At 48.2% G+C, this 19,606-nt stretch carries 25 protein-coding genes and 1 other annotated feature; of the genes, 2 read left to right on the plus strand and 23 right to left on the minus strand.

Going from position 1 to position 19,606, the window contains the following annotated elements; translation table 11 throughout:
• The first annotated feature begins 59 nt into the window (after positions 1 to 59).
• Positions 60 to 1,076 (plus strand): CobW family GTP-binding protein, encoded by a 1,017-nt coding sequence (locus HPY31_RS26445; protein ID WP_172143058.1) that lies wholly within the window; start codon positions 60 to 62, stop codon positions 1,074 to 1,076.
• A 54-nt stretch (positions 1,077 to 1,130) separates the two neighbouring features.
• Here the strand turns inward: HPY31_RS26445 and spoVG are convergent, their stop codons facing one another.
• The 11 genes from spoVG to metG all read right to left on the minus strand — a co-directional run bounded on the left by spoVG (position 1,131) and on the right by metG (position 10,661).
• Positions 1,131 to 1,418: a septation regulator SpoVG gene (spoVG, locus tag HPY31_RS26450; protein ID WP_007719936.1), complete on the minus strand. Its 288-nt coding sequence runs from the start codon at positions 1,416 to 1,418 to the stop codon at positions 1,131 to 1,133.
• Positions 1,419 to 1,608: 190 nt separating this feature from the next.
• Positions 1,609 to 1,989: a RidA family protein gene (locus HPY31_RS26455; RefSeq protein WP_016740915.1), complete on the minus strand. Its 381-nt coding sequence runs from the start codon at positions 1,987 to 1,989 to the stop codon at positions 1,609 to 1,611.
• A gap of 6 nt (positions 1,990 to 1,995) precedes the next feature.
• Positions 1,996 to 2,829 carry a pur operon repressor gene (gene purR / locus HPY31_RS26460; protein WP_012683868.1) on the minus strand — a complete coding sequence of 278 codons (834 nt, stop codon included), beginning with the start codon at positions 2,827 to 2,829 and terminating at the stop codon, positions 1,996 to 1,998.
• Positions 2,830 to 2,884: 55 nt separating this feature from the next.
• Positions 2,885 to 3,763, minus strand: coding sequence for a 4-(cytidine 5'-diphospho)-2-C-methyl-D-erythritol kinase (gene ispE / locus HPY31_RS26465; RefSeq protein ID WP_016740914.1), 879 nt, complete (start codon positions 3,761 to 3,763; stop codon positions 2,885 to 2,887).
• A gap of 215 nt (positions 3,764 to 3,978) precedes the next feature.
• Positions 3,979 to 4,158, minus strand: a complete 180-nt coding sequence (locus tag HPY31_RS26470) for a small, acid-soluble spore protein, alpha/beta type (RefSeq protein WP_012683866.1) — start codon at positions 4,156 to 4,158, stop codon at positions 3,979 to 3,981.
• Positions 4,159 to 4,275: 117 nt separating this feature from the next.
• Positions 4,276 to 4,548, minus strand: a complete 273-nt coding sequence (veg, locus tag HPY31_RS26475; RefSeq protein WP_005830485.1) for a biofilm formation stimulator Veg — start codon at positions 4,546 to 4,548, stop codon at positions 4,276 to 4,278.
• 215 nt (positions 4,549 to 4,763) lie between these two features.
• Positions 4,764 to 5,657: a 16S rRNA (adenine(1518)-N(6)/adenine(1519)-N(6))-dimethyltransferase RsmA gene (rsmA, locus tag HPY31_RS26480; protein WP_016740913.1), complete on the minus strand. Its 894-nt coding sequence runs from the start codon at positions 5,655 to 5,657 to the stop codon at positions 4,764 to 4,766.
• A 3-nt stretch (positions 5,658 to 5,660) separates the two neighbouring features.
• Positions 5,661 to 6,209 (minus strand): ribonuclease M5, encoded by a 549-nt coding sequence (gene rnmV, locus HPY31_RS26485; protein WP_012683864.1) that lies wholly within the window; start codon positions 6,207 to 6,209, stop codon positions 5,661 to 5,663.
• Positions 6,210 to 6,378: 169 nt separating this feature from the next.
• Positions 6,379 to 7,476 (minus strand): resuscitation-promoting factor, encoded by a 1,098-nt coding sequence (locus tag HPY31_RS26490; RefSeq protein ID WP_087351495.1) that lies wholly within the window; start codon positions 7,474 to 7,476, stop codon positions 6,379 to 6,381.
• A 359-nt stretch (positions 7,477 to 7,835) separates the two neighbouring features.
• Entirely contained in the window at positions 7,836 to 8,606 is a 771-nt protein-coding gene (locus HPY31_RS26495; RefSeq protein ID WP_172143059.1) for a TatD family hydrolase, read from the minus strand.
• A gap of 27 nt (positions 8,607 to 8,633) precedes the next feature.
• On the minus strand, positions 8,634 to 10,661 hold the full coding sequence (gene metG / locus HPY31_RS26500; RefSeq protein ID WP_172143060.1) for a methionine--tRNA ligase: 2,028 nt from the start codon (positions 10,659 to 10,661) through the stop codon (positions 8,634 to 8,636).
• A gap of 58 nt (positions 10,662 to 10,719) precedes the next feature.
• Positions 10,720 to 10,973, minus strand: a binding site (T-box leader).
• A gap of 445 nt (positions 10,974 to 11,418) precedes the next feature.
• On the opposite strand from metG, the gene HPY31_RS26505 reads away from it, so the two are divergent.
• Complete coding sequence (locus HPY31_RS26505; protein ID WP_007719913.1) at positions 11,419 to 11,667, plus strand: AbrB/MazE/SpoVT family DNA-binding domain-containing protein; 249 nt, start codon at positions 11,419 to 11,421, stop codon at positions 11,665 to 11,667.
• 60 nt (positions 11,668 to 11,727) lie between these two features.
• Here HPY31_RS26505 and HPY31_RS26510 read toward each other — a convergent pair whose 3' ends face one another.
• From HPY31_RS26510 to HPY31_RS26565, 12 genes are all read right to left on the minus strand, one after another.
• Positions 11,728 to 11,895, minus strand: a complete 168-nt coding sequence (locus tag HPY31_RS26510) for a hypothetical protein (RefSeq protein WP_253901960.1) — start codon at positions 11,893 to 11,895, stop codon at positions 11,728 to 11,730.
• 10 nt (positions 11,896 to 11,905) lie between these two features.
• Complete coding sequence (rsmI, locus tag HPY31_RS26515; protein WP_012683859.1) at positions 11,906 to 12,778, minus strand: 16S rRNA (cytidine(1402)-2'-O)-methyltransferase; 873 nt, start codon at positions 12,776 to 12,778, stop codon at positions 11,906 to 11,908.
• Positions 12,775 to 13,050 (minus strand): GIY-YIG nuclease family protein, encoded by a 276-nt coding sequence (locus HPY31_RS26520; RefSeq protein ID WP_007719905.1) that lies wholly within the window; start codon positions 13,048 to 13,050, stop codon positions 12,775 to 12,777. The genes rsmI and HPY31_RS26520 overlap by 4 nt, the downstream gene beginning before the upstream one ends.
• A complete protein-coding gene (locus tag HPY31_RS26525) occupies positions 13,025 to 13,792 on the minus strand; it encodes a tRNA1(Val) (adenine(37)-N6)-methyltransferase (protein ID WP_172143061.1) in 768 nt (255 codons plus the stop codon). The genes HPY31_RS26520 and HPY31_RS26525 overlap by 26 nt, the downstream gene beginning before the upstream one ends.
• A gap of 108 nt (positions 13,793 to 13,900) precedes the next feature.
• Positions 13,901 to 14,272, minus strand: coding sequence for a DNA replication initiation control protein YabA (gene yabA / locus HPY31_RS26530; protein WP_012683858.1), 372 nt, complete (start codon positions 14,270 to 14,272; stop codon positions 13,901 to 13,903).
• A 28-nt stretch (positions 14,273 to 14,300) separates the two neighbouring features.
• Positions 14,301 to 15,116, minus strand: a complete 816-nt coding sequence (locus HPY31_RS26535) for a PSP1 domain-containing protein (protein ID WP_012683857.1) — start codon at positions 15,114 to 15,116, stop codon at positions 14,301 to 14,303.
• A gap of 3 nt (positions 15,117 to 15,119) precedes the next feature.
• Positions 15,120 to 16,100, minus strand: coding sequence for a DNA polymerase III subunit delta' (gene holB, locus HPY31_RS26540; protein WP_016740906.1), 981 nt, complete (start codon positions 16,098 to 16,100; stop codon positions 15,120 to 15,122).
• A gap of 16 nt (positions 16,101 to 16,116) precedes the next feature.
• Complete coding sequence (locus HPY31_RS26545; protein WP_012683855.1) at positions 16,117 to 16,563, minus strand: YaaR family protein; 447 nt, start codon at positions 16,561 to 16,563, stop codon at positions 16,117 to 16,119.
• Positions 16,564 to 16,653: 90 nt separating this feature from the next.
• Positions 16,654 to 16,983, minus strand: a complete 330-nt coding sequence (locus tag HPY31_RS26550; protein WP_007719896.1) for a cyclic-di-AMP receptor — start codon at positions 16,981 to 16,983, stop codon at positions 16,654 to 16,656.
• A 142-nt stretch (positions 16,984 to 17,125) separates the two neighbouring features.
• Positions 17,126 to 17,767: a dTMP kinase gene (gene tmk, locus HPY31_RS26555; RefSeq protein WP_012683854.1), complete on the minus strand. Its 642-nt coding sequence runs from the start codon at positions 17,765 to 17,767 to the stop codon at positions 17,126 to 17,128.
• Between the two features lie 39 nt (positions 17,768 to 17,806).
• The gene (locus HPY31_RS26560; RefSeq protein ID WP_172143062.1) at positions 17,807 to 19,279 is read right to left on the minus strand and encodes an aminotransferase class I/II-fold pyridoxal phosphate-dependent enzyme; all 1,473 of its coding nucleotides are present in this window, start codon (positions 19,277 to 19,279) and stop codon (positions 17,807 to 17,809) included.
• A 104-nt stretch (positions 19,280 to 19,383) separates the two neighbouring features.
• Complete coding sequence (locus HPY31_RS26565; RefSeq protein WP_007719893.1) at positions 19,384 to 19,566, minus strand: sigma factor G inhibitor Gin; 183 nt, start codon at positions 19,564 to 19,566, stop codon at positions 19,384 to 19,386.
• Positions 19,567 to 19,606: the final 40 nt, after the last annotated feature.

The raw sequence follows: 19,606 nt of genomic DNA on the forward strand, positions 1-19,606 counted from the left end.
CTGACAGAAATGTGATATATTGTTGGGCGAAAGGGGTTATTTGAAGGAGGTAGGATGAGATGAGCGCAGAGGTATACTTGCTGACTGGGTACTTAGGAAGCGGAAAAACCACCCTTTTGCAAAAATGGCTGACTCATTTGCGCATCACAGACCAGAAAGTAGTCGTCTTGATGAATGAAATGGGGGAAGAAGATATTGACGGGGAACAATTGCAAGGCTTCGGCTTTCCTGTCAAAAAAATGCTCGATGGCTGCATATGCTGCTCGATCAAAGGCGAGCTAACGGAAGGCTTGAAAGATATTATGAACGCCATTGCGCCAGACCGAATCCTCATCGAGACTACTGGCGTAGCCGATCCACTCGATGTCATCGATACGATTACCCATCCAGAGCTGTATGATCGACTGGAGTTAAAAGGGACCATTAGTGTTGTCGACGCCTCTCGTTTTCTCGACCTCAACTCGCGATTCTCCTCGACTGCCACTCTGGTCAAAACGATTCGAAATCAAGTGCGTTACGCAGACCTGCTTCTTTTGAACAAAACCGATTTGACTAGTCCTGATGTCATAGAGCGAGTCCGTCAAAAGCTCAGTGAAATCAATCCGACTGCACCCATACACGCTACTGTTCAGGCAGAAATAGAAGTCTCCCGGCTTTTGTCAGTCAAACGCACCGTTCATGAGCGATCGCCAGACAACGAGACAAGCCGCCCCATTGCCGTACAGAAAAGCATCGGCCGAATGTCCACGATGGACAGGCTCAAGCAATCCCTTGGCCTAAAAACAAGCCAACCCTCTCTCTACAATAGTATCGAAACGTTTTCCTATGTGTTCACCGGGCCGGTAGACGCGAAAAAATTCGAGGACTTTCTGTACGATCTTCCCAAAAACGTCTATCGGGCAAAAGGCTACGTCCAGTTCCACGGAAAGCCCGAGCTGATCTCGTTTCAACATACCGATAATCAGGTGCTCCTGTTCCCTTTTGAAAATTTCGGACCGAAAATGGTAGCTGTCTTCATCGGGGAAGGAATGGACCAAGAAATTATTTTGAACGATCTAATAAAATGTTATGGTTAACGGACGCCGAAGCACCCTGCCGGAAATGACAGGGTGCTTTGTGTTCAGGACTTTTTAAGCACCAGCTTCGATAGTGCTCTCTTCCTCTTGACCTACGCGGTCGTATTCTGTTAGTACTGCTGCCTGGATTTTTTCACGGGTAGTCGAAGAAATCGGATGTGCAATATCACGGAATTCTCCATCTGGTGTACGCTTGCTCGGCATAGCTACAAACATACCATTGTTTCCGTCAATGACACGGATATCATGAACCACAAATTCATGGTCAATTGTAATGGATGCAATCGCTTTCATCCTACCATCCGTATTCACTCGGCGAAGTCTTACGTCTGTTACTTCCATCTAGTTCACTCCCTTTATCTATGTAACGCGTTTAGGATTATTTCCACCCGCTGGGTAAATATTCCTGCTTACCATTATGCAATATTTGAAAAAATATATAAATATGTTTATATGTCATTTTTTGGAAACATTTTCTGTAAGTACAAAAAAAGCCCAATGCACGTGGCATCAGGCCGTTTTCCATTATTTCCTATTCAATAAAAGCTACAATTTCGATTTCAACTTTTACGTCACGCGGCAGTCGTGCTACTTCTACAGTAGAGCGAGCTGGCTTGTGATCACCGAAATATTGACCGTACACTTCGTTCAGTTGACCAAAATCATTCATGTCCTTGATGAAAACAGTCGCCTTCACTACGTTCGTCAGGCTGCCACCGGCCTCTGCCAGTACCGCTTGAATGTTGGAAAAAACCTGATGGGTTTGCTCCACGACGTCACCCTCTACCAACGTGCCGTCTGCACGCAGCGGAATTTGACCTGATGCAAAAAGAAATGGACCTACCTTTGCAGCTTGGCTGTAAGGACCAATAGCGGCAGGAGCCTTGTCAGTTGAAACAAAAGAGATTGCCATACCTATCTACTCCCCTCTTTTTTCAAAAAAACTGCCTAGCTCTATTTCAATTTGCTTGCCCTTGAAGTCTACATCCTGCAGTTTTGCAAGCGATACGTATTCATCTACCAAACGCTCAGAAACATCCGCTGTCGTTTCTACCAGTACGCCGCATCCCACTACGGTTGCTCGGAATTCCTGCAGCAAATCAATCATGCCCCGCAGCGTCCCGCCAGCTTTCATAAAGTCGTCCACAATGAGGACACGGGACTGCTCGGCCAAACCGCGGCGAGCGAGTGACATGGTTTGGATTCGTTTACTGGAACCCGATACATAGTTAATGCTCACTACTGAACCTTCCGTCACCTTGTTGTCACGGCGCACAATCACAACAGGTACATTCAAAAACATAGCCGTCGCATACGCAAGTGGAATCCCCTTTGTTTCCACCGTCATGACGACATCCACATTTTTATCCGCATAAGCGGTTGCAAAAAGCTTTCCGATCTTCGCCATCGTTTGTGGATTTCCAAGAATGTCGGACATGTACAAGTATCCACCTGGCAAAAGTCTCTCTGGATTAGCGAGTTGACCGATCAGTTCGCGCATGAAGTGAAGGGCCTCTTCCGTTTTGACCTGTGGAATATACTTCACTCCGCCTGCCGCTCCCGCCACCGTTTTCAACAAGCCTACCCCTTGGACTTCAAAAGCCTCTTTGATGATAGACAAGTCTTCACTGATGGATGATTTCGCTGCGCCGTATTGTTCCGCGAACAGAGTGAGAGGAGTCAGCGTATGGGGATGGGCGAGCAAGTGCTGCGTCATGTCAACCAGACGTGCACTTCTGCGCAATTTCTTCATGGCTCTTCCTCCAAAACCGAATATTATGCTGATAATGTATCATTTCCATACGGGTTTATGCAAGTATTTCCCCTTCTTGAGCGCCTAACATTCGGACAACAAACACATCTTTGACAAAACCTCGCAACGCATTGTAGATCCGATGTACTTTCGCTTCCTTTTGCACAAGAGCAAACACAGTAGGGCCGCTGCCAGACATCAGGACACCATCTGCTCCTGACGCGATCATGAGATCCTTGATCTGTCTTACTTGTGGATGGAGCGAGAGTGTAACGTTCTCCAGCACATTCCCAAGAGATTGGCACATGAGTGAAAAGTCTTGCGTCGCGATGGCTTGCAGCATCTGTTTGGTATCAGGATGATTATCGATCTGGGCCACCCGCAGGTTGCCGTATACATCTGGGGTAGATACTCCGATAGGCGGCTTGGCTAGAATGACCCAGCACGGTGCAGGAGCTCCCAGATGCGCAATCTGTTCGCCACGCCCCGTCGCCAGCGCTGTTCCACCATAAACGCAAAATGGCACATCAGAGCCAATCTCCGCTCCGATTTTAGCCAGCTCATCTCTGGTCAACCCGAGATTCCATAATTGGTTCAAGCCGCGCAGTGTTGCCGCTGCATCACTGCTGCCACCTGCCAATCCAGCTGCAACAGGTATTTGCTTGTCGATATACAAGTGTACGCCCTGGCGTACTTGAAATTTTTCTTTCATGAGCGTTGCCGCTTTATATGCATGGTTACGGATATCATCTGGTACGAAGCTGGCAGAACAGTCCAGCGTAATCTCACCATCTTCGCGTAGAGTCATGTCCACACGATCTGCCAAGTCTACGGTTGTCATCACCATTTCTACTTCGTGATAACCGTCCGGCCGTTTGGCAAGCACATCGAGAGTCAAATTAATTTTGGCCGGAGCTTTGACCGAGATACGCACGTAATTCACCTCTGCCTACTTTCTAAATTTCCTAGTTTCTTATTGTAGCATAGGCAAACTCTCCCATGCCACTTGATCAATTAAAAAGAATAGGATCGAGAGCATTATGGGTATTTCGAAAATTCAGCCCTCTTTCTAGAAAAAAAAGCCGGGATGCCCCGGCCTTGTCAACGAGTCTTTATGGTGAGAAACGTCCGTACGTTCAAACCCAAACGTTACAATCGCTTAGCGGCTAATGCTTCCTCAGCAAGCTGAACAGCGCGCTTGACCATGTTACCCGCGTCCCGTGTCGTGATGCCTCCCCAACCCTCGGATTTTACCGTATCGTAAAACCCAAGCTCTTTGGCCAGTTCCATCTTAAACTGCTCTGACATCAGTCCTCGTCTGCGACCCATAGCACCCTCCTTCTCGTTGACAGGCTTAGTGTGCTCCATACCGCTCTTTTTATTGCCTGAACCAAATGTTCAGAGCTTTTCGATATAAAAAACAAAACAGTAGAACCCAAAAGGGCTCTACTGTTGTACAAATGTGATGCGGATGTGCTCGTTTTCGCGGCACACCGTCAATTCTACTGTTTCCGTCAAGATGTCAGCATAGCTGTAAGATACCCGCTCAAAGAGTTGGTCGTCATCCAGCTTTACCACAAACACAGATGGGTAAGTTTCTTCGAGGATGCCACTACGTTCAACGGTTTTGCGGCGACCGCCATTAGCCTTCAGCAGGATGCGCTCACCAATGTGTCCGTCCAAACTACGTTTAATGTCAAGTAACGCGTTTCTTGCCATTGTTCCATCCACCTCGCTTACATCTATTATAACAGCTCACTTATATTTTGTCAAAGAAATAAAAAATTATAGCAACCCTGCAGATATTTTGTCAACGGGGTTTTTTTCATAAAAAACGTAGATATTTGTCAAAAGATATGCATAAAGGGCATAAATACGCAAAAACCCCCTTTCTGGGGGATCGCGCCCAAAAATAAGGGGGTTGTCTACACGATTTACGTAATCAGTCCGCGGCGCATACCTTCGTTCGCTAGGCGGGCAAATTCGTCCAAACTGAGTGTTTCACCACGTCGGGTCGGGTCGATCCCGATGTCAGTGAGCATCTGTATTACTTCATCCTTTTGGGTTTTAGGAAACAGTCCATTCATTAGGTTGTTCAACAATGTCTTGCGGCGCTGTGCAAACGAGCTGCGTACCACCCGGAAAAACACGTCCTGATCATCTACCTCCACTGGCGGACGATCTCTTACCTTTAAACGAATCACTGCCGAGTCGACATTCGGACGCGGGATAAACACACTTGCAGGCACAATCATCGCTACTTCTGTATCTGCATAGAATTGAGCTGCGACTGACAGAGAGCCATAGTCTTTCGTTCCTGGTTTGGCTGCAATTCTCTCTGCCACTTCCTTTTGAATCATAACTACGATGTTCTCGAGGGGCAATCTCTCTTCCAGCAGCTTCATCAGGATCGGTGTCGTCACATAGTAAGGCAAATTCGCCACTACGCTCAGCTTTTCCACTCCTGTCATCTTTTCTTCTATTAATTTCTTCAGATCCAGCCCCAGTACGTCCCCATGAACGACTTCAATATTTTCATAGGGTGACAGCGTGTCCTGCAAAATAGGCAAAAGACGCTGGTCGATTTCGATCGCCATCACTTTTTTGGCTGCTCGTCCCAATTGCTCCGTCAGCGCACCGATACCGGGCCCAATCTCAATCGCTCCCTTTTCCTTGGTGAGGTCTGCCTCTGAAACAATGTTGTGTAAAATGTTGGTGTCTATCAGGAAGTTCTGGCCCAGACTCTTCTTAAAAGCAAAGCCGTACTTCTCCAATATCTCTTTTGTACGCGTCGGTGTGGCAATATCCTTGCCCGCTATTTGGGTCATGGCTTACTCCCTCTCTTTGTTGATGGCTGCAATAGCCGCTTCGAATTCTGCTCGACTGATTTGGAAGGCATTGAGCCGCTGCAGCATTTGCTTCGCGTTGGCATATCCGATCCCCAATGCTTCTCCCAGCTTGATTCTGCGTTCTTTGGCATCTACACCGGACGTCAGGCCATTTGCCAACAAGTCGTCAGAGGTAATCTCCCCAGCCGTTTCCGCCATTTCGGTACGCACCTCTGAGAGCGCACGAATTATCACGTCAGGTGTCGCGTTTTCGACACCGATGTCGCCCTTTTTGGTCCCATCCTCCTGGGTAATAAAAGCGTGTTTACAGCCTGGAACTGACTTGCTAATAATTTTTCGGATGCGCTCCCCTTGATAATCAGGGTCTGTGAAAATAATAACACCGCGTTTTTGTTGCGCCAGCCTGATTTTTTCAATCGTTCTTTTATGAATGGCAGAACCGCCAGTTTCAATCGTATCGGCATTAACCGCGCGCTTGATCGTTGCGGTATCGTCTCGTCCTTCGACCACGATGACTTCCTTGATCTTCATCATGTGCTCCCACTTTCGTACAAAATCGGTACGATACTATTGTTCCAAAAAAACCGTACCTCAAGCAAAAAATACATGAAACATTTGGTAAATAGAATCGTCTAACTAACAAACAGCTTATCACAATAACCATCCAGGAAACAGAAGAACAGGAGCAATCGCTCCTGTCCTAAGGCTTCTGTGGTCCAATTATATATACAGTTTTGTTGCGCTTGCGACCGAAATTCCTCGCCTCGGACTCCGTGCCTACGAATACGTCGATTTTGCCACCTTTCATGGCACCACCCGTATCTTCAGCTCGACGATACCCAACACCTTCAATGTACACCCACCATCCATACGGAATGACGTTAGGATCTACAGCGATTGTGTGACCTACCTTGGCTTTTGCCCCTGTTGATGTGCGTCCATATCCCGGAGAGCTTGGGTGTTTGCCACCTCCCGAAGGAGTATAAGCGGTCAGGGTAACCCCGTTCAGTACTTTTTTCGGCCTAAATACTTTTCCACCACGCGAGACCGGACCCGCCGCAGAAGCAACCAGGACCCGATCTGGTTGACCCTTCTTCTGCAACATTGGGATTGCGGTACCCACGGCTACAACATTATCTTTCTTCGGTACAAGTACATCTCTTTTGACCAGATCACGGGAGACTTCTTTCCCATCTTCCATGACTAGCTTGTAGTGTGCAATTGCCTTACCTTCTTGCCCGCTCTGTAATACGCGGGTCTTACCTTTTTCCAGCGCTGGATCATTTTTGCGTATTTCTTGAAAGGTGACTCGCTCATCGACTTTTACCATTTTCTCAACAATTCGCTTTACGCTGATCGAGGAGTCCTTGGTAAGTGTAGCGGTCAATGCCGGTTCTACCCGGTCCTTCTCACCCAGCACGATGCCGCCGTCCTTCAACGCACCAGCAACATCACGACTAAGTGTCTCTATCGTTTTTTTCTGCCCGTCAACCTGGATTGGTATGGACCAGGTTGTATATAAAGTAATGAGTGCTCCGTCTTTTAGCTTCGTCTCAGGTGTCGGTTGAAGGGAATCCTTTTCCGTTACCGTAATGTTTCGCTCGGTTAAGAACTGTTCAACGGTCGTGGCTTTTGTTGCGACCGTCTTGCTTTCTCCGTCCAACGAAAAAGTGACCTGTTTTGGCTGAGTAGCCTGGGCAGAGAAATAGCCAATCATGGGAACGAGCACAAGAGCAAGGCAGCCAAACATGACGAGCCCGCGATTCTTATACCTTTCCCATATCGCGCGTAACTCCATTTCCCACACTCCTTTTCCTAGAAAAGCACAAGGCTCTTCTTGTCTAGCCAGGTAAGGGTCGATGTAATTGCACTAATATTCTGGAAGTGGCCGGTACTTCACAAGGTCGGCTTTGATTGTATTTCACTTTCTCTCCTTTGTCAAATTTACCCTCCCTTTTGGCTGAAACGATAATGGTATCAGACTAGCAAAATAGGCTTGGCGAATGGTAGCAGAAACCTGTCGAGAAGCCATGTCGGATGGACAATAATCGTTCGACACATTGTTCATCGTATGCGTCGACAAAAACGAGTAGAACCTGGTTACTTCACACAAAAAAAACGGGAAATCACGTGATCAATCGTGATTTCCCGTTTTTATTAACCGTTCATGCGAAAAAGACGTCTGGCGTTGTCTGCGGTAATTTGCGCCATTTCCTCATAAGACAAACCATGAATGTTCGCCATTTCCTCACAGACGTAACGCACATATCCACTCTCATTTCGCTTTCCTCGGAAAGGATGCGGAGTGAGATATGGGCAATCTGTCTCTATCAACAACTTGTCTAGCGGTACCTTCGCTGCTACTTCTTTTGGCTGCTTGGCATTTTTGAATGTAAGCGGACCACCGAACGAAATATAAAAATTCATATCGAGTGCCTGCTTCGCTGTTTCCCAGCTGCCAGAGAAGCAGTGCATGATGCCGCCAACATCTGCTGCCTTCTCTTCCTTCAGGATCGTCAGAACATCTTGGTGCGCATCGCGGTTGTGGATGATGATCGGCATGTCGAGCTTGCGAGCCAGACGGATCTGCTTCCGGAATACCTCTGCCTGCACATCACGTGGCGACGTATCCCAGTAGTAATCCAAGCCCATTTCACCCAATCCCACTACTTTCGGATCACGACTGAGTTCCTCAATCCATTCCAGATGTTCGTCCGTCATATCCTTGGCGTCCTGTGGATGCCAACCGATGACGGCGTAAATAAAGTCATACGCATGAGCCAAATCCATGCAGCTTGGAATGGTTTCAGCGTTGAATCCGATGTTCACAATCGTACTGACGCCATTTTCTTGCGCACGAGAAATGACTTCTGCACGATCTTCATCGAATTCATTCGCATTTAGATGAGCATGGGTTTCAAATAACAAGATGGGTCCTTCCTTTCCTTGCCCTCGTTACTTCACGATTGCTCCGTTTGGCATACTTGGGTCAACAGTCGCAAGTGTCAACTGATCTCCTGCCGATGCTGCCAAGATCATTCCTTGGGACAGCTCACCGCGAAGCTTCACTGGCTTCAGGTTAGCTACGAGGATCACTTTTTTGCCGACCATATCTTCTGGGGAGTAGTATTTCGCGATACCGGAAACTACTTGGCGCTTTTCGTAGCCGAGATCCAATTGCAGAACCAACAATTTGTCTGCATTTGGATGCTTGGCACATTCCACTACCTGTGCCACGCGTAGCTCTACTTTTCCAAAATCGTCGATGCTGATCTCTTCTTTTGCATCAGCTGGCTTGTCAGTTGCTGCTTCTGTTTGGTTGGTGTTTGTTTCGCTCACAGGTGCTTCCCCTTTCAAAGCTGCTTGCTTTTTCTTGTTTTCTTCCGCTTGGCGGCGTGCCTCTGCTGTCGAATCGTCGATGAAAGCGAGTTCCGCTTGCACATCCAGACGAGGGAAGAGCAGTTCCTTGCGGCTAACGGTGCTTCCAGCAGGCAATCCACCCCATGCACTTGCAGATTCCCAGTTGGTTGCTTCTTCATTGCCCAAAATACCCAGTTGATCCCAAATTTTCGCTGGTGCTTTTGTCATGAACGGTTGGATCAGCACGGAGCTAATGCGGATGCTTTCCACCAAATTGTACATAACGGTTGCCAAACGACCTTTGGTTTCTTCGGATTTCGCCAAATTCCAAGGCATGGTCTCGTCGATGTATTTGTTTGTACGTCCCACCAGCTCCCAGATGTGAGCCAGTGCATTGGAGAAGCGCATTTCTTCCATGTGCTCTTCCACCAGCGCCTTCGTTTTCATCGCAAGGCCGATCAAGCTGTCATCCGGCTCTCCTGCATCCTGTGGAGCTGGAACAATACCATCGAAATATTTCTCAATCATCGTAGCGGTACGGCTGAGCAGGTTTCCGATGTCATTAGCCAAGTCGTAGTTCAGGCGCTGTACGAACGATTCTGGCGTGAAGATGCCATCCTGACCGAAGTTGATTTCACGAAGCAGGAAGTAGCGAACGCCGTCAGAACCGTAACGGTCGATCAAAACCTTCGGGTCAATGACATTGCCCTTGGATTTCGACATTTTTCCATCCGGCATCAGAAGCCAGCCATGACCAAAAATTTGTTTTGGCAACGGGATGTCCAGTGCCATCAACAGGATTGGCCAGTAGATCGTATGGAAGCGCAAAATGTCTTTTCCAACCATATGAACATTGGCTGGCCAGAAGTTACGATATTTGCTGTCGTCTTCGGACAAATACCCGAGAGCAGAAATATAGTTCGTCAATGCATCAATCCATACGTAAATAACATGCTCTGGATCGGTTGGCACCTTGATTCCCCAGTCAAATGTACTGCGGGAAACGGACAAATCCTGGAGGCCTGGTTTCAGGAAGTTATTGATCATTTCGTTGCGGCGGCTCTCCGGTTGAATAAATTCAGGGTTTGCTTCAATGTGTGCAAGTAGTCTGTCCTGATACTTGGACATGCGGAAGAAGTAATTTTTCTCCTTCACTTTTTTCACTTCGCGTCCACAGTCTGGGCAAATATATCCATTATCCGTTTTACATTGAGTCTCTGTCCAAAATGCCTCGTCAGGTACACAGTAGAAGCCCTCGTATTCGCCCAAGTAAATATCACCTTGGTCGAGCAGGCGCTGGAACACTTTTTGTACGACTTCTTTATGACGAGGCTCTGTGGTACGGATGAAATCGTCATAAGAGATGTCTAGCTTTTCCCACAGGTCCTTTACCCAATCGACAATCGGGTCGATGAATTCGAGCGGTTGTTTGCCCTCTTCAGCTGCACGCTCTTGGAGCTTTTGACCATGCTCATCTGTCCCTGTCAGGTAATACACATCATAGCCGCGCAAACGCTTATAACGTGCCAAAGCATCACACGCGATTGTGGTGTAGGCGTTACCGATGTGGAGTTTGTTACTTGGATAGTAGATCGGTGTTGTAATGTAATAAGTAGGTTTCATTGCAACTATTCCCCTCCTGTTTACGTTAATGAAAATAAGGAAAAGCCCACCCCAAAAAAATTGGGGCGAGCTCTATCTCGCGGTACCACCCAAATACTCCGTCCCCTCACGGAAAACGGACTTGGTGAGTCAAAACATGACTCTACCCGTAACGTGGGCATACGTCACAAACTACTTGGTACGGTCAATGCCGTCACTGTTCATTTGCAAGACTCAGGGTCCATGTTCGGCTTGCTCGCTTATACCGGTTTTCAGCTACCCCGGCTCTCTGAAATAAGGAGATCGGCTTACTCTTCCCATCATGGTCGTTTGGTATCATTTGCTGTATTTATCCTCTATTGTACACGACCAACCTGTTTTGTAAACATCCTCGACAAAGCCATCTTCCTTAGCGATTTTATCGCTCGCCTCATGCCAACTTTACAAATTACAAGTAGAAAGGGGAAAACTTGGGTTTTTTGTCGAATCATCATGTTGGGTTTCGACATTCGTCGACTCATTCGACACCCAATAATCCCAGTAAATTTTATCCATATAAATTTCCATATCTCTTCCAACACTTTGATAAACACCTATTTAACAGCATTTCGGTTTTGAAAAAACATTTTGCTTTTCAAGGAATTGTCAAAATCATGTTGACACCTTTGGGAATGGCTGGTATGATTATCCCAACAGAAAATGTCGAATATTGACGATAAATGATGAGTGTATAACAATAGCATCGACATATACAGTATTTTGGGAGGAGATTTTAACTATGATGAAATCAACCGGTATCGTTCGTAAAGTAGATGAATTGGGTCGTGTTGTTATTCCAATCGAATTGCGCCGCACTCTGGGTATCGCTGAGAAAGATGCTTTGGAAATCTACGTTGACGGAGAGCGCATCATCCTGAAAAAGTATGAGCCTGCTTGTATCTTCTGTGGAAACGCTGACAAAGTATCTCACTTTAAAGGTAAAATTGTGTGCCAAGATTGCCTGACAGAAATGCCTGTTAAACGCTAATATTATTTGATTACATAAACATGCCTTTGTGGGACGAGCCTCACAAAGGCTTTTTGTTTGCTATTTTTTCTTCAAAAGCACGCGGAAGAAGAACTGCCTGGGCGCATACAAATCAGAATAGACCACATCTGTCGGCATTTCAAAGGATACATCGCCAGAAAACTGTAATCCAACCCTGTCGAGATGACGAAAAGAAAAAAGCCGACCGTATCGGCCAGCTTTACTCACTCATTCCCTTTTATTCACGATGATATTCGTTGTAAACATCTCGTTTGGATACGTTTCGATCATCAGCTGCTTGCTTGATGGCTTCCTTTTTCCCCATGCCTTGTGCGCAGTAATGATCCACGTGCTCCACGATACTCAGCGATTGCCACCATGCATCATCAACTTCCGCTTCCAGCGGACCGGTGTTGCCCTCGACAATGACACAAAACTCACCGCGCACCTCGCCGCTTCTGAGCCATTCCAACAGCTCGTCCAACGTCCCGCGCGCAAATTCCTCGTAGCGCTTTGTCAGCTCTCTTGCCAGGACAGCTCGCCGATTCCCCCACGCTTCCCGCATGGCCGCAAGCGTCTTTTCCACCCGATGAGGAGCTTCATAAAAAATCAGCGTTTCTGGATATCGCTTCAGTCGTTCCAGCTCTTCGCGTCTTTCTTTGTTTTCGCGTCCCATAAATCCGCAAAATACAAAGCGATCAGTAGGAAGGCCGGAAGCAATCAAAGCTGTCAACGCCGCATTGGCACCTGGAACGGGGATGACAGAAAATCCCGCTGCGGTCGCATCTCGTACCAGCTCCGCGCCCGGGTCGGAAATAGCCGGCAAGCCAGCGTCGCTTACCAAGGCAATCTTTTTGCCCTCGGCAAGCCACTGCAACAACCCATTTCCACTTGCTTCTTTATTATGCTCGTGATAGCTGACCGTACGTTTTTCGATTTGAAAATGATTCAGCAGCTTTCTCGTCTGGCGCGTATCTTCACACGCGATGACATCGACTTCACGCAACGTATTTAGACACCGCACCGTGATATCGTCGAGATTACCGATGGGTGTAGCCACCAAATAAAGGACTCCTGCTTCTTCTGACGCAAAACTGCGTTGCACATTCATTCGGAGGCCCCTCCAATCAATTCTTCTTTTTTCTTGCGCGTTAATCGTTTGATGCTCTCTTCACGCTTGAGACCCCAGGAACGGTCTGCTCCTTCTTCCCAATAGAGCAGCTCCACTGGCCCGCGGCCTCTCGTATACTTGGCACCCTTTCCTTCATTATGAGCAGCCAAGCGACGGATCAGCTCTGTTGTATATCCGGTGTAGAGTGTCCCATCCGCACAAGAGAGGATGTAGACATAGTGACTCTTACTCGAGGGAATCTCGTCTGCCATAATAGATTTCCTGTAGTTCTTCACAGTATTGCTCTCCATTCTCATACACAATCAGCGGCGGCTGAATTCTCAGCTCCGGCTTTCCACCCCTTATTCCCTCGATCAGAACCATATTCGGCTCTGCTTCCTTGCGCGGATAAACCAGACGCATTCGTTTCGGCTCAATGCCGTATTGGCGCATAAGCGATACAATGTCGATCAAACGTGTGGATCGATGCACAAGCGCCAGCTTCCCGCCATTTTTCAGCAACTGACTCCCCACGCGAATGACATCCTCCAAGGACAGCATAATCTCATGACGAGCGATCGCAAAGTGCTCGCTGATGTTTTTCTCCCCACTGGTCGCAGGCATATATGGCGGATTGCAGGTGATCAAATCGAAATTCCCGTGCCCAAACAGCGACACCGCATCCTTCACATCGCCATGATGCATCGTAATTCGCTCGTTCAAACCATTCAATGTCACATTGCGGCTCGCCATGCTGAACAAACGCTCTTGAATTTCGATTCCATCAAAACTGGCTTCTGGCGTACGCGTCGTCATAATGAGCGGTATAGCTCCATTGCCCGTGCACATATCCAATACTTTTCCGCGCTTTGGCACCGATGCGAATCGCGCCAAAAGAACCGCGTCCATCGAGAAGCAAAACACCTCGTGGCTCTGGATTATTTTCATTTCATGTGTCAATAAATCATCGATGCGCTCTGTTTCGTAAAGCGGCACGTTGGTGACAGGTTCCATCTGCAACTCGTACTCCCTTTTGTTCTTGTCTTATTATTCCTATCCGGAAAAAAGCGACCTGACACGTGGCCCAGGTCGCTTTTTCATGTGGTGCTGGTTACTCACCGCTTATTTTTGAGGGCCGCCGCTCAGGAATGAGAGACAGAACAGGCAATCCCCTTCTTTTCGCAGGCTGCCGAAATGCACATTACAGATATGAAATCCTTCCGCGTACAAACGGGCTAGGTTGTCATATCCTTCGCCGACCACTGCCTTTTTGGCTTTTTCCTTCGCGACAGGGCTTGTTCCCTTTTGTTTTGCTTGGGAGCCGGTCTTTTTCCTGTCTAGTCGGTTGCGAAGGTGCTGGTTTTCAACGAGTAATTGGGCGTTTTCCTCCATCAAAACAACGATGACGTCTTTCAGTTCACCAATTTCCTTATAAAGGTCGCCAATACGTTCTTCAATGCTCGCCATCTTGACGAAGATTTCCCGTTTGTCCACTAGCTCACCTCTCCCCTACCCCCACACTTTATTCAAAGGTGGGGAGACCTATCGCAATCTCATCCAATCCGAATTCGGTGACACGTTTGTCAATTGAAAGCTCTACTTGAACAGATTGGTCAAGCACGTTTACGGAAACGACTCGTCCATTCCCCATCGGGGTGGTGACCAATTTGCCGACGTCCGGCATCTCATCCTTCGAGCTTTCATAGTTGTCGTTCTCGTATTTTAAACAGCACATCAACCGGCCGCATAGACCGGAGATTTTGGCTGGATTCAACGAAAGATTTTGGTCCTTGGCCATTTTGATCGAGACAGGCTCGAAATCGCCGAGGAACGTTGAACAGCAAAGCAACCTGCCACAAGGACCGATCCCGCCGAGCATTTTGGCTTCGTCACGCACACCGATCTGGCGAAGCTCAATCCGGGTGCGGAATACGGAGGCGAGGTCTTTTACCAGCTCACGGAAATCAACCCTGCCGTCAGCAGTAAAATAAAAGATAATCTTGTTGCGGTCGAACGTGTACTCCACATCGACCAGCTTCATATCGAGCTTGTGCTCTTTGATCTTCGTCTGACATACAGCAAAAGCATTCTTGGCGGCTTGCTTGTTTTCATCCACCTGTTTTGCATCTCGCTCGTCTGCCATCCGAATGACCTTTTTCAGCGGCAATACGACATCAGACTCAGCCACTTCTTTTTTGCCAATAACGACCTTGCCAAATTCGACCCCTCGCGCCGTTTCAACGATGACGGTGCAGTCTTGCTCAATCGGCAGTCGGTCAGGGTCGAAGTAATATATTTTGCCCGCTTTCTTAAAGCGGACCCCAACAACCTCGTACAAGGGTTATCCCTCCTGGAATTGAAGAACCAACCGCTCAAGAGCCAACTGTGCGTTGGCATTTCGCTCTATCCGATTTTTCGTCTCCATGACCAAATCTATCCCACGCAAGAGCTCAGCTTTTGTCCATACCAGTGCTTGTCCTTGCAGCACATCCTGTTGGTCGCTGTTAATGAGATGGGCATGCCTGCCTACTTGCAAATACAGGATATCGCGCAGCCAAAGGATGAGCAAATCTAAAAAGAGGGGTAGTTCCTCTTTACTTTTGTCGCTCTTTTGCAACATATCATGGATCGTTAAGAGTGCAGATGAATTGCGCTGTTTGCACTCCTGCACCAATTGTATCACTAGATTTCTTAGCTGTGCAAACGATTCTGATTGGCTGAGTGTCATAGCTTCTTCCACATTTGTCGTAATGTGGGAGGCAACCTGCGCCATTCCCGCCAAAACGCCCTCTGCACGCAGCTTTTCCGCAATCGATTCCGCAGAAAGTGGTGAAAATTGAACGATTTGGCATCGAGATAAAATCGTAGGAAGAATCGCATGGCTGTGCTCTGTCAAAAGTAGTGCCAGTACACCAGCGGGCGGTTCCTCCAGAAACTTGAGCAGACTGTTGGCAGCCTGTGTCGTCATTTTATCGACGTGCTCGATGATATATACCTTGCGTGACGACTCAACGGCGCGCATCGCCATTTCTTTTTGCAGCGAACGGATCTGGTCGATCTTAATCGAAGCCCCATCAGGCGTAATAAACAACACATCCGGATGGTTACCACCCTCTATGCGCCTGCATGTAACACAGGCCCCGCAGGCGTCTGCCTCCCTTTCTGAACAAAAAAGGGACTTCGCCAGATGCAGGGCCATCTGCTTTTTACCTGAACCTTTGGGACCCGCCAGCAAGTAGGCGTGTGCCAGTCGTTCGTTGCGCAAACTATGAGACAGCAGTTCCTGTGCTCGTGGCTGCTGAGAAAAACGGGTCCATGTCATGATGGTTTCACACCCACTAAAAATACAAATTGATCAACATGCCGCGGATTTCGCCAATCCTGGCTAACAAGTCAATCGTTGGTGCCTGCTCACTCAAGAGCTCATCTGTCAGCTTGAGTAGCTCTGCATCCACCTCTTTGACGATCTTGTACAGCCTGCTGCGACCACGTCGATTCATTCCTCGTCTGTCATCTAAGGCAATGCCGAACTTCACAGCCTCTTCCATAAACTGCTTGACGAGATTTTTATAAGCATAGAAGTCACGAACGGCGCGGGAACGAGCAAGAATCTGTCCCTGCTTGTCTATGTCTGTCAGCAGCCGGGTAAGCTTCTCCTGAGACATACGTTCGTCTTCTCCTTGAATCATCGTGCCAAAATTCAGCTTTTCCAGTTGAGGATTCTTGCGTGAATCCGTCGTTTTAATCAAGTCCAGTTTAGGCCGTAACCCATCACTGATTTTCATATCGCCACCTCCGTCGCCCGATCCAATACAGGTTTGTCCCCATGAGATCAAGTATATACGAAAGCTGCGAAAAAAGAGAGAAGAACCACATTAAAATGAGTGGAACTCTCCGACATCCAATACGAATACTGCCGCACCACCCACCTGTACTTCCAGCGGATAGGGCATGAACGAGTCTACAGCATTACTGAGTGGAGAGACGGGAGTGACCATTTGTTTGCGGGATTTGCAATTATGCGCAATGATGTCGATTACTTCCGGTACGCTTTCGTCAGACGTACCGATCAAAAAAGTTGTGTTACCGGCGCGTAAAAAGCTACCCGTACTAGCCAGCTTCGTAGCACGAAACCCTTTTTTCACCAGTTGTTGAGACAGACGACCACTATCTTTATCTTGGACGACCGCAACTACCATTTTCATCGGCTATCACCCTTTCTCCCATGATCCATTCCCAATTTGACTTCTTCATTGTATGAAAAACACGTAGGCTTGGTACGTTATTTCGCTTAAACATATTATACAGCATGTACATCATCCTGCGGTACAGGGAACCTTACAGCCTTTACAATCTGTCTAGTAGTGCCTGTAGGGCAGATTGATATACTTGTTCCATCGGCTGCTCGGCATCAATGACGACAAAGCGCTCTGGGTCGCGTTCCATGACCAGCTGATACCCTTCCCGAACAAGCTCATGGAAACGCATCCCTTCCAGATCGAGACGATTTACTTCTCGGCCACGGGAGGCATTAATCCGTGCCAATCCGGTTTCGGGCTGTACATCAAAGAACAAAGTCAATTCCGGCATACAGTCCCCGACAGCAAATCGGTTAATCTGGTAGACAGCATCAATGCCCAATCCCCGCGCATGTCCTTGATAGGCGAGACTACTGTCGATAAAACGGTCGCACAGTACCAGCTTGCCCTCTGCCAAAGCAGGTAACACCTTTTCCGCCAAATGCTGACCACGTGCTGCCGCATACAAGAGAGCCTCTGTTCTTTCATCCATCTGCGTGTGGGCTGGATTCAAAATAATTTCCCGAATTTTTTCGGCGATATCAATTCCACCGGGCTCACGAGTCAAAAGCACATCGACTCCCCGCGTTTTCAGCTCTTCGTACAGCTTGGCGATGACGGTGGATTTCCCAGCCCCTTCTCCGCCTTCTATCGTAATAAATCGGCCTTTTTTTCCTGTTGCCACTTCCATACTCCTTCCACCCCTGTTGTAGCAGGCCAGTTGCTTACATTATCGTAAAACCTGTATCGTTTGTAGCTGGTCGTCTTGTACGCCGTGGAATCTTGTTTGTCCTCTCGCCAATTCCTTTAGCATCGCCAGACTTTCTTCATCGATCCGCTCGCCTGGCACCAGCACCGGAATCCCTGGCGGATACGGAATCACCATCTCTGCCACAGTGCGTCCCAGAGCCTGCTCCAAAAGAATCGACTCCCTCGGGCAATCAACGGCTTCATGCATCGGCAATGCCTGCTCGCGCAAATAATGGGAAGACACGACTCCCGCCAAAAGAATGCGCTCCTCCCCCGGTTCTACTTGTGGCGCCATCGATTCAAGCAATCTCCACAAAGCTTCCAGATCACGGGAGGCTGTTCCTGTCGAGGCTGCGAGGAGTACATGAGAGTCATCCGCCAGCTCCGAGAAAATCCCGTGCTTTTCCATCCATTTCTGTAAGTCAAATCCACTGAATTGGGCTGTTCGCAAATGGAAAAACAGCTTCAACGGGTCAAGCGTAGCGTATACGCTGTTTGTGGACAGGCGCGGCCAATCCAGCCAGTCCAGTCGATCAAGTCGCTCCCGAAACTTGTCCAAAAGCGGCAACAACCTGTTCCACTCCTCGGTCGCCTCCAACACCAGATGACGTCTGGCTACATCGAGCGAAGCCATCAGCACATAGGATGGGCTAGAAGACTGAAGCATGGCGAGATGGCGGAACAACCGTTCACGATCAATCCGCTCCCCCCGAATATGCAGCATCGAGGACATCGTCATCGCTGTTCCCATTTTGTGTGTCGATTGGACTGAAGCATCCGCACCTTCCTGCATGGCAGAACGCGGAAAGGCAGGATGGAACCCATAGTGGGCACCGTGAGCTTCGTCTATCAACAGCGGTACGTCAAACCGATGGACAGTAGCCGCCATTTTCGCCAAATCGATACCCATTCCATAATAGGTCGGATTCGTCAAAAAAACTGCCTTGGCATCGGGGTGTGCAAGCAGCGCACGCTCTACATCTTCGCGCCTTACACCCGCAGCGACTCCTGTTGCCAGATCGACGGCAGGTACTAAAAAGATCGGGGTTGCTCTCGCCATCATAATGCCGTTGAATACAGACTTATGGCAATTGCGTTGTACGAGTATCTTGTCGCCCGGTCTGCATACCGTCATGATGAGGGCGATATTTCCTACTGTACTTCCTCCGATCAAAAACTTGGTCTGTTCCGCATGGAAGGCTTGCGCCGCCAAATCCTGCGCTTCTGCAATGACACCCTGTGGCTGATGCAGGTCATCTGTCCCGCTAATTTCCGTTACGTCCAGCTCCAAAATGTCTTGAAAACGATTTTTCGCATGGTTGTCAAAGCTGTGGCCCATTTTATGTCCTGGCACATGAAACGGATGCGGACGATGCTTGGCGTGCCGTTCAAGCTGTTCATAAAGGGGCGCACGCTTTTGTCGCTCCCGAAATTCAACATCTCTCTCCAACACGCGCGACTCACGTCCTTTATTTTTATTCCCCTATTTTAGCATGATTTGGACACGCATGAATCCAGCAAAAAAAAGACACCGGAATGCACCGATGCCTTCTTTCTTCACGCATCTTTTCGCAACCAAATGCGTCTCATCTGATGAATAAAAAACGGATACTTTTCATCCTGTACATCGGTATTGACCATTTCCTGTTCGCACCGTTGACAGATAAACTGCTCACAAATGGCGATTCCGTCATTCTGCTCCTGTTCACAGACGATACATCGCTGAGCAACTTTTTCCATAGTGAAAACGCCTGCCCTTTTCCTCAATATACCAACCATT

The organism is Brevibacillus sp. HB1.3 (assembly GCF_013186635.1).
Taxonomy (GTDB): Bacteria; Bacillota; Bacilli; order Brevibacillales; family Brevibacillaceae; genus Brevibacillus; species Brevibacillus brevis_D.